Origin of the sequence: Vibrio sp. UCD-FRSSP16_30 (assembly GCF_001676025.1) — a bacterium.
Classification (GTDB): Bacteria; Pseudomonadota; Gammaproteobacteria; order Enterobacterales; family Vibrionaceae; genus Vibrio.
Window position 1 is genome coordinate 323,016 of sequence record NZ_LZFW01000001.1, and the last position, 9,811, is coordinate 332,826.

Annotated in this window: 9 protein-coding genes; 7 read left to right on the plus strand and 2 right to left on the minus strand. The window is 40.9% G+C overall.

Annotated elements, in window-relative coordinates; genetic code table 11:
• Positions 1-255: 255 nt before the first annotated feature.
• The gene (ubiG, locus tag A9260_RS01410; protein WP_082957157.1) at positions 256-966 is read right to left on the minus strand and encodes a bifunctional 2-polyprenyl-6-hydroxyphenol methylase/3-demethylubiquinol 3-O-methyltransferase UbiG; all 711 of its coding nucleotides are present in this window, start codon (positions 964-966) and stop codon (positions 256-258) included.
• 284 nt (positions 967-1,250) lie between these two features.
• On the opposite strand from ubiG, the gene gyrA reads away from it, so the two are divergent.
• From gyrA to A9260_RS01445, 7 genes are all read left to right on the plus strand, one after another.
• Positions 1,251-3,980, plus strand: a complete 2,730-nt coding sequence (gyrA, locus tag A9260_RS01415; protein ID WP_068695450.1) for a DNA topoisomerase (ATP-hydrolyzing) subunit A — start codon at positions 1,251-1,253, stop codon at positions 3,978-3,980.
• 299 nt (positions 3,981-4,279) lie between these two features.
• Positions 4,280-4,876 (plus strand): GTP cyclohydrolase II, encoded by a 597-nt coding sequence (locus tag A9260_RS01420; RefSeq protein ID WP_068695452.1) that lies wholly within the window; start codon positions 4,280-4,282, stop codon positions 4,874-4,876.
• 139 nt (positions 4,877-5,015) lie between these two features.
• Positions 5,016-6,596, plus strand: coding sequence for a L,D-transpeptidase family protein (locus tag A9260_RS01425; protein WP_231892621.1), 1,581 nt, complete (start codon positions 5,016-5,018; stop codon positions 6,594-6,596).
• Between the two features lie 122 nt (positions 6,597-6,718).
• Positions 6,719-7,261, plus strand: a complete 543-nt coding sequence (locus A9260_RS01430) for a YcbK family protein (RefSeq protein ID WP_068695498.1) — start codon at positions 6,719-6,721, stop codon at positions 7,259-7,261.
• Between the two features lie 68 nt (positions 7,262-7,329).
• Positions 7,330-7,983 (plus strand): MBL fold metallo-hydrolase, encoded by a 654-nt coding sequence (locus A9260_RS01435; protein ID WP_068695456.1) that lies wholly within the window; start codon positions 7,330-7,332, stop codon positions 7,981-7,983.
• 158 nt (positions 7,984-8,141) lie between these two features.
• The gene (locus A9260_RS17230) at positions 8,142-8,738 is read left to right on the plus strand and encodes a type II secretion system protein (RefSeq protein WP_068695458.1); all 597 of its coding nucleotides are present in this window, start codon (positions 8,142-8,144) and stop codon (positions 8,736-8,738) included.
• 40 nt (positions 8,739-8,778) lie between these two features.
• Positions 8,779-9,255, plus strand: a complete 477-nt coding sequence (locus A9260_RS01445) for a type II secretion system protein (protein WP_068695460.1) — start codon at positions 8,779-8,781, stop codon at positions 9,253-9,255.
• A 289-nt stretch (positions 9,256-9,544) separates the two neighbouring features.
• Here the strand turns inward: A9260_RS01445 and A9260_RS01450 are convergent.
• Positions 9,545-9,811, minus strand: a 267-nt coding sequence (locus A9260_RS01450) for a transposase (protein WP_197485277.1), incomplete at its 5' end; no start/stop codon positions are given.

Sequence of the window (9,811 nt, forward strand, 5' to 3'; positions counted from 1 at the left end):
GATCACTTACCGATGAGAATACACAGCAAAAGACTTGCGCTTTTATGACGCTTTCTGATGACTCAAAAACGAGCGATACAAAAATAATTAACTTGATCTTTATCAAAGAAAAGGATCGTTTCTAGAAGGAACTGAAGTCGAAAAACTGCAATAAAAAATGCGATAAAGCGTGAAAAATGAAATGAGATTTGCTAGGAGACTCTCTGATTAAACAACGTTCAGATTCAGAGAGTCGTTAACTGTTAATAATCGAACTTATTGCTCTTTTTGAGTGGCAACAATGTAGTTCACATCCACGTTTCGACCTAGAGAGTAAGAATCAAACAGTGGGTTGTAGCTTAATCCGGTAATACCAATTTCTTGTAGTGGGGTATGGTCAACCATTTTGATTAACTCGCCAGGGGTAAGAAACTTATTAAAATCATGTGTACCGTGAGGAAGCAGTTTCAGAATCTTTTCCGCCCCAACAATGGCAAACAAATACGATTTTAAATTACGGTTAAGCGTCGAGAACAAAACATAGCCGCCAGGTTTGACTAATTTTGCACATGAAGAAATCACCGATTGTGGGTCAGGGACGTGTTCTATCATTTCCATACAGGTGACAACATCGTATTGCTCGGCGCAGTTTGCGGCATGCTCTTCTACAGTCGTGCGAATGTAATCTAGCTTAGCGCCACTCTCCAGTGCGTGAAGACGAGCCACTTCTAATGGTTCGCGTCCCATATCCAAACCAGTCACCTTCGCACCCTCAAGAGCCATGCTCTCGGCTAATATGCCGCCGCCACAGCCGACGTCGAGTACTTTCTTGCCAAATACGCCGCCTACAGTGTCTTGAACATACTGTAAACGTAGAGGGTTAATTTGATGTAAGGGCTTAAATTCCCCTTCTTTATCCCACCAACGACTCGCCATATCAGCAAATTTTTTAATTTCAGCAGGATCGACGTTTTTTCCTTGTTCCATATTCATCACGCTTTGCAGAGTTTGGCTTATTATAACCTGAACTAAACCATGAATGCATTTGCTGTGAACGTGATGAGATGTCTATGCCTATAGGGGAGTTAAACCGCCTGTTTTTTAAACACTAATTTGTGAATAGTGTAAATAATGGTCATCTAAGAGGGAACGCACATCACATAAGCTTAACTGCTAATGAAAGTAATGCCGAAACTAGGAAAATTGTGTTATATTTTTTTAATCTTATAGGAATCGAAAAGACGATCTAATAATAGAGGGACAATGGCTCTATGAGCGATCTAGCGAAAGAGATCACACCGGTAAATATTGAAGACGAGCTTAGAGGCTCGTACCTTGACTATGCAATGTCCGTCATTGTAGGCCGAGCACTACCTGATGTTCGTGATGGTTTGAAACCCGTACACCGACGCGTTTTATTTGCAATGAACGTATTGGGCAATGATTGGAATAAGCCTTATAAAAAATCAGCGCGTGTCGTTGGTGATGTAATCGGTAAATATCACCCGCATGGTGACAGTGCTGTATACGATACTATCGTTCGTATGGCGCAACCTTTTGCATTGCGTTATATGCTGGCAGATGGACAAGGCAACTTTGGTTCTATCGATGGAGACTCTGCGGCGGCAATGCGTTACACCGAAGTGCGCATGTCGAAAATTGCTCATGAGTTGCTTGCTGACCTTGAGAAAGAAACCGTTGATTTCGTACCTAACTATGATGGTACTGAACAAATTCCTGCTGTATTACCAACGCGTGTACCGAACCTACTAATCAATGGTTCATCAGGTATTGCTGTTGGTATGGCAACCAATATCCCACCGCATAACCTAACAGAGGTTATCGATGGCTGTTTGGCATTCATCAAAGATGAAGAGATCACTATTGATCAGCTAATGGAATACATTCCAGGACCTGATTTCCCGACAGCTGCGCTAATTAGCGGCCGTAAGGGCATTATTGACGCGTACAACACCGGTCGCGGTAAAGTTTACATGCGTGCTAAGGCGAACATCGAAGCCGATAGCAAGGGTAAAGAAACGATCATCGTGACTGAAATCCCATATCAGGTGAACAAAGCTCGCTTGATTGAAAAAATCGCAGAACTGGTAAAAGACAAGAAAGTAGAAGGCATCAGTGCACTTCGTGATGAGTCTGATAAAGACGGCATGCGCATTGTTATTGAATGTAAGCGCGACGCAGTAGGTGAAGTTGTTCTGAACAACCTATACGCACATACTCAGCTGCAAACTACTTTCGGTATCAACATTGTTGCTCTTGATAAAGGACAACCTAAACACTTTAACCTTAAAGAAATGTTAAAGGCGTTTGTTGATCACCGTCGTGAAGTTGTTACTCGTCGTACTATTTTTGAACTTCGTAAAGCGCGTGACCGTGCTCATATCCTTGAAGGTCTTGCATTAGCATTGGCCAACATTGATGAAATTATCGAACTGATTCGTAAAGCAACCACACCAGCAGAAGCAAAAGCTGGCCTAGTGGCTCGCGGTTGGGACCTTGGTCTTGTTGCGAAAATGCTTGAACGCGCAGGTACAGATGCAGCGCGTCCAGAGTGGCTAGAAGAGCAGTTTGGTATTCGCGATGGTCAATACTTCTTAACTGAGCAACAAGCTCAAGCAATTCTAGACCTACGTTTGCAAAAACTAACAGGCCTAGAACACGAGAAAATCTTAGACGAATACAAAGTGCTACTCGATGAAATCGAAGAGCTAATGTTCATTCTTGCAAGCACAGAACGCTTAATGGAAGTGATCGTTGAAGAACTAGAAGCTATCCGTGAAGGCTATGGCGATGAGCGTCGTACCGAAATTACAGCTGCTATCCATGATATCGATATGGAAGAGCTGATTGCTCAAGAAGATGTGGTTGTTACACTTTCTCACGAAGGTTACGTTAAATATCAAATCTTGAGTGACTACGAAGCACAACGTCGTGGTGGTCGAGGTAAGAGTGCAACTAAGATGAAAGACACCGATTATATCGATCGTCTTCTGGTTGCTAATACTCACGATAACATTCTATGTTTCTCAACTCGTGGTAAAACCTACCGTCTGAAAGTGTATCAATTGCCATTAGCAAGTCGTAATGCTCGTGGTAAGCCTATTGTGAACATCCTTCCTTTAGAAGAAGGTGAGCGTATCACGGCGATTCTACCAGTATCTGAGTTTAGTGAAGATAAATATATCTTTATGGCAACGGCTGACGGTACGGTTAAAAAATCAGCACTTTCTGCGTTCTCTAATGTTCGTTCAAATGGACTAATTGCCGTTAACTTACGTGATGATGATTCCCTGATTGGCGTTGATATCACTGACGGTAACAGTGAGATCATGCTGTTCTCTGAGTTTGGTAAAGTTGTTCGTTTCAAAGAAGCTGAAGAAATTCCTGCGGTAGACGCTGAAGGAAACCCAGTTCTTGATGAAAATGGCGTTCAAGAAATCAAGTTTAGAGGTGTACGTCCAATGGGCCGTACTGCAGCTGGTGTTCGCGGTATTAAACTGGCAAACGGTGACAAAGTTGTTTCTTTGATTGTCCCTTCAAATGAAGGTGATGTATTGACAGTGACACGTAATGGTTACGGTAAACGTACTAAGTTAGAAGAATATCCTTCTAAGAGCCGTGCAACGCAAGGTGTAGTATCGATTAAAGTATCCGAGCGTAACGGCAGTGTTGTTGGTGCAGTTCAAACGGAAGAAGGTGATGAGTTCATGATGATCACCGACGGCGGTACGCTTGTTCGTACTCGTGTTTCTGAAGTGAGCCAAGTGGGCCGTAATACTCAAGGTGTTACCTTGATTCGTACTGTTGAAGGCGAGAACGTTGTTGCACTACAGCGTATTGATGAGATTGAAGAAAGTGAAGTTATCGGTGATGAAGAGGGTGAACAAACATCTTCTGAAGCACCAGAGGCAGCACAAACTCAAGTTCAAGATCAAGAGCAAGATCAAGCCTCTCAAGATGAGTCTGATAACGAAGAGTAAACCTTTTTGTTAAATATTAAGAACCGAGCCTAAGTGCTCGGTTTTTTTATGTCTTAATAACTAAGCGAAGATAATTAATAAAATCAGATAGATAAAACAAAGTTTACTATTGATAATATGGTCAAATATCAGTTTATGACCTAAGATATGTTGTAATGTATCAATTTGTAGTTGAGTGAACCAATTTCTAAATTTGATCTAGATCAAAACCTTGAAACAGTTTTATTTAACCCCCATATTAAACTTGTAATTGTAGAACCAGTATTTGGCTACAAAAAATAATTAAGAAAGAGATGGTTATGGCAGAAGTAAGAGCCCGCGTAGAATTAAAAGTTGGAGTAAACAGTGATATTGAAACTGAACTTCTTTCTTTTCATGACTTAAAAACTGAAAAAGAGCATGTTGCTCTAATTTTTAAATCAGCGGATAAAAACCAACAAGCGCCTTTAGTTCGAATGCACTCAGAATGTCTGACGGGAGATGTTTTTCATTCGTCACGTTGTGATTGTGGTGAGCAATTGGATGAAACCATCAATAAAATGGCAGAGCAGGGCGGTATTTTGTTGTATCTTCGCCAAGAAGGTCGCGGCATTGGTCTTTATAACAAAATCGACGCGTACAAATTACAAAGCGAAGGTTTAAACACCTATGAAGCCAATAACCAATTAGGCTTTGCCGATGACTTGCGTGACTTTGAAGAAGCCGCGCAAATGCTTAAAGCGCTAAATGTACAAACGATTCGTCTGGTGACTAATAATCCGAAGAAAATTCGCGAACTTAAAGAGCATGGCATCACTATTGAAGAAGTGGTACATACTCACGCGCATGTGAAGCACGGTAATGAAAATTACCTAAAAGCTAAAGTTTCGCATGGTAAGCACAATCTCGATATGTAATACCGACTAAAGAACAAATCCTGAGTATTTGTTCGAGAAAAGCAAATTTGTTCGAGAAAACCAGAGTTGTTTGCCATACTTTAAAGTATGTTCTCTTTGAGTAACAACTATGGCCTTGATACAAAAGAGGGCGTGGTGGTTGATAATTGTCACCATTTGCGCCCTTTCTAGTCCTACCTATTCGCAAAGTATGCTGCACTCACTTGGCTGGGTAGATTCTTCAACGCCTATAGAACAAACCTTTCGTTACCCTCAAACCACAGAATCAGTGTACGCCTTCAATCATCATCAATTGATTTGGTTGCAACCGCATGATCGCCAGTTACTTGAAGATCTCATCGAGATGGCAACCCTTGCCGATATAAGCCCTTTTTTTGAAAAACGTTTAAACATCTTAGCGAGCTTGCGAGAGTTACAGCAGTATTATCAATATGACGTAGTGGCAACGGATACCTTATTGGCCTTAGTCAGCTATCAAGTTTTGCTCAATGAAAATAAATACACTTGGCTTTATGGACAGGGTTTACCCAAGATGTGGGCATCACCTCCTATAGCCGCAGTCGATGCTTTAAAATCGGCGATTTCCAATCAGAAATTAACCCCATACTTAATGACGCTAGGGGCAGATTCTGCCGTTTATCGAGAATACCAATCGGCAATAGATGATTTAAAGGGGGCAATGTTAGACGCGCCTCCACTATATAATGTCAGTAGCGTTGTGCGTGTAGGGGAAACCTTACCGGATAAAGAGGTACTGTTTACTCGATTAGATCTTGCAGGGCTAGTGGTTGCAGAATCGGTAAAAGAAATAGATTGGTACGGGCAGGCGTTAAAAAAAGTGGTGGTTGATTTTCAGCGTCAACATGGGTTGAGTGCTGACGGCATTATTGGGCCTAAGACAGTAGAATGGCTTAATTATCCTATAGAAGAGCGGATTCGCCGTTTAGCACTAAATGCTGAAAGAAGTCGCTTATGGCCAACACAAAGACAAGCATTGGTGTTGGTTAACTTACCTAGCTTTGATCTCAATTATTACTATAAAGGCAGAGTGGCTTTCTCATCTAAAGTGATTGTTGGAAAACAGAGCCGGAAAACGCCATTATTAGAGATAAAAATGGACTCGATGTTCTTAAACCCGACTTGGAATGTACCGCCTAAAATTATGCGCGAGGATATCATCCCTAAGCTGCGTTATAATCCTGGATATTTGAGTCAGAAAGGTATCCAAGTCATCAAAGGCTGGGGGAATCCGGTGGTGGTTGATCACGCTGTCATACAATGGCGTCAAGTGAACCCTAAAACTTTTCCTTTCCGTATGCGCCAATTATCTGGTAAGCATAATGCGCTAGGTGTGTATAAGTTTAATACTCCGAATCGACGAGCTATATATCTGCATGATACCCCGTCTAAACATTTGTTTGATAAGCCTTCTCGCGCTTTTAGTTCAGGCTGTATTCGCGTGCAACATGCGGATAAATTTGCTCATTCCTTATCTAAAACTCAAGGATTTCGTAAGAGCAATATTTCTCCTGTAGGACAAAAAGCCAATGCACGAATACCGCTTAAACGACGTTTACCTGTCCACTTAATCTATAAAACCTCATGGGTAGAATCAGGTCGTATTTTTATTCGACATGATATTTATGGTTATGATGGCGTTGCGACAAAGTCGCAATTAGTTAATGCAGAATTAGCCAATCGCGAGCATTTCATTCATTAATCATTAACTCAGTCGCATATCAATAGTACTCAAATCCAAAATAGACCACTTATTTGATTAAATATTAAACAACAGGTAAAGTGTGCGCTTTGTGTACAGTTGTAGGGTTTGTTGTGGTTGAGTTGGATGTAAAACGTCGTCATTTTTTAAAGGTTTCATTAGGAGCTGCTGCTTTAATATCAATACCAAAAATTGCTTTAGCATCACCTAGCTCCGCTAGAATCATCAAATTTAATAACCTACATACCGGTGAGCGTTTACAAAGTTGCTATTTTGATGGACAAACTTTTGTCAAAAGTGAACTGAGTAAAATTGATCATATCTGTCGTGACTTTCGACGAAATGAAATCCATCCGATGGATAAACGCCTGTTGACTCAATTAAGCCAAATACAACGAGTATTAAATACCGATGCTGAGATCCAAATTATCTCAGGGTATCGTTCACCTGCCACGAATGAATCCTTGCGAGCTCATGGGCACAAGGGCGTAGCTCGAAAAAGCTTACATATGCAGGGCAGAGCGATAGATATAAGAATCGCGGGAGTCGATATTGCCAAGGTGCATGATGCGGCATTAAGCATCAAGGCTGGTGGTGTGGGCTATTATCCGGGTAGTCAATTTGTGCATATTGATACTGGCGCGGTACGCTCATGGCACGGCTAGACTTGAGTTTATAAAGATAAACTGTCATATTCCTGCTTAGATTTTCTCGACAAATATAAAGGTTTCTCATGGCTTTACAGTATCAAATTGTTCCCGTAACTCCGTTTCAACAAAACTGTTCTATTGTTTGGTGTGATGAAACAATGAAAGGCGTTGTGATTGATCCTGGCGGTGATGTAAAACAATTATTGATGATGATAGAACAATTAAATGTCGATGTTGAAAAGTTGCTGTTAACCCATGGTCATCTCGATCATGTGGGTGGCAGTGAAGAACTGGCTCAAGCATTAAATAAGCCGATTATTGGTCCACACAAAGACGATAATTTTTGGCTGCAAGGCTTAGAAGCGCAAGCCGATAAATTTGGTCTTCCAGTAATTGAAGCATTTGAACCAAGTCATTGGCTTGATGAAGGTGATGTGATTACCTTTGGTCATCAATCATTAAATGTGGTGCATACTCCAGGACACACACCTGGCCACGTAGTGCTATTTAATGAAGAAGCAAAAATGGCATTTGTAGGCGATGTTCTGTTTAAAGGTGGAATAGGGCGCACGGATTTTCCTAGAGGTGACTTCAATACTTTAATTGCCTCAATTAAAACTAAACTGTGGGCATTGGGTAATGAAACCCGATTTGTTCCCGGCCACGGTCCAGAATCAACCATTGGTGCAGAGCGAGCAAGTAACCCATTTGTTGCCGATGAAATGCCTTTATATTAATTAAGCTAGGGGATGAATGTCCCCTAAGTTTACGCCTTGGTAACATATTTTCCATTTAAGACATATCGTCAATAGCTGTTTTGAGCTTGTGTTATATATTTTACAGCCTAAAATATATAACTGTAACAAATTAATTCAACCCGCAATGGTAGATAAATATGCAAAAGAAACGTGGCTTTACACTAATTGAACTTGTTGTCGTTATCGTGATTCTCGGCATTTTGGCTGTAGTCGCAGCCCCTCGCTTTTTAAACCTACAAAAAGACGCTCGTATTTCAGCGCTTGAAGGTATGAAAGATGCGATGGTTAGTGCCAGTTCAATTGATTATAGTGAAGCTGCGATTGAGGGTATTGAAACCAGTAATGACGAGTCGTTTGTATATGGTGGAAAAACGATTGAAATTGCATATGGCTACCCTAAAGCAACATCAGCAGGTATTGTTGCTGCGGTTCAGGGGCTAGATGATGATACTGAGTGGAAAACGAAGTCCGTTATTGGAGTACCTCCTGTACCTAAAGCTCCTACACCTCAAGTTCCAACGCCTATTGGTTCTTCTTCTGGTGGCTCTACAAATACCCTAAGCTCTACAGGGAAAAACCAACCGAAACAGCAAGGTGGCAATCAAGCATATGTTAGAGCAGCAGAAACTAAAGATGCATTAAATGATGGGCAAGATGCTTGTTATGTACAATATAGTGAAGCGAGTGCAAAAGGCCAAGCTCCTATAGTCAGTATAGATTCAACTGGTTGTTAATCTCGTCTCTCAACAATAGCAAAACTATATAGGTTTAAATATGCAAAAAAAACGTGGCTTTACACTAATTGAACTTGTTGTTGTTATTGTTATTCTCGGTATTTTAGCGGTAACTGCAGCGCCTCGTTTTTTGAATTTGCAATCTGATGCAAGAGAATCTTCTTTGCAAGGTTTGAAAGGTGCGATGCTCGGTGCCGGTTCTATTGTCTATAGCCGATCTGCCATTGAAGGTGTTGAGACACTTCCTAGTCATTCAGTTGATAATATTGATGTTGTGTATGGATACCCAGCTGCAACATCGACAGGTATTGGTGCTGCCGTAGATGGACTTCAGGATGATTGGGTTCAAATTATTCGACCACAAAGTACAGCTCTTGCAACAAATAAACATATCGCATATACATTTAAGGACTTTGATTCAACAGTTTTTAATGATAGTGATGGTTGTTTCGTGCTTTATAATGAAGCAACTAGTGTTGCGGTCAGTTCTGTAGTAATCAAAGATAATAAGTGCTAGAAAGCGATTATTAGTTTTATAAACCTCGTTATAAAGAATTAGCACCAATTTTGATAAGGCTTAGTTTTGAGACTTTCTTGAAACTAAGCCTTTTTAGTTTGAAAACTATACCGCAAGGTGAGATCACGAACGTTATTTGAACAAAATCATGTGCATTATCGGAACAAGTCTTTGTGGCATGGATGCCACAATGAAGCCATCAAGGATGATTTCACGGCGTCTTGTGGAGATGATGTACATGATTGGTCGATAAGTGTTGAGGCTGTAACAGATTCTGTGTAACTGACATTTAGTTTATGTGCTTCTCGACACGGTCTTCGAACTCGATGATAAATCGACTCATCGCCTGACGCCAGTTTTGAATGGGCATAGTCCATTTTTTACTGGCATCTTTAATCGCTAGATAAACCATCTTAGTTGCCGCTTCATCATTTGGGAAGATTTTACGCTTCTTCAAAGCCTTACGTATCACGCTGTTGAGTGATTCAATCGCATTGGTTGTGTAAATTGCTTTTCGAATATCTTGCGGGTAGTTAAATAGCGTATTCAAGTTTTG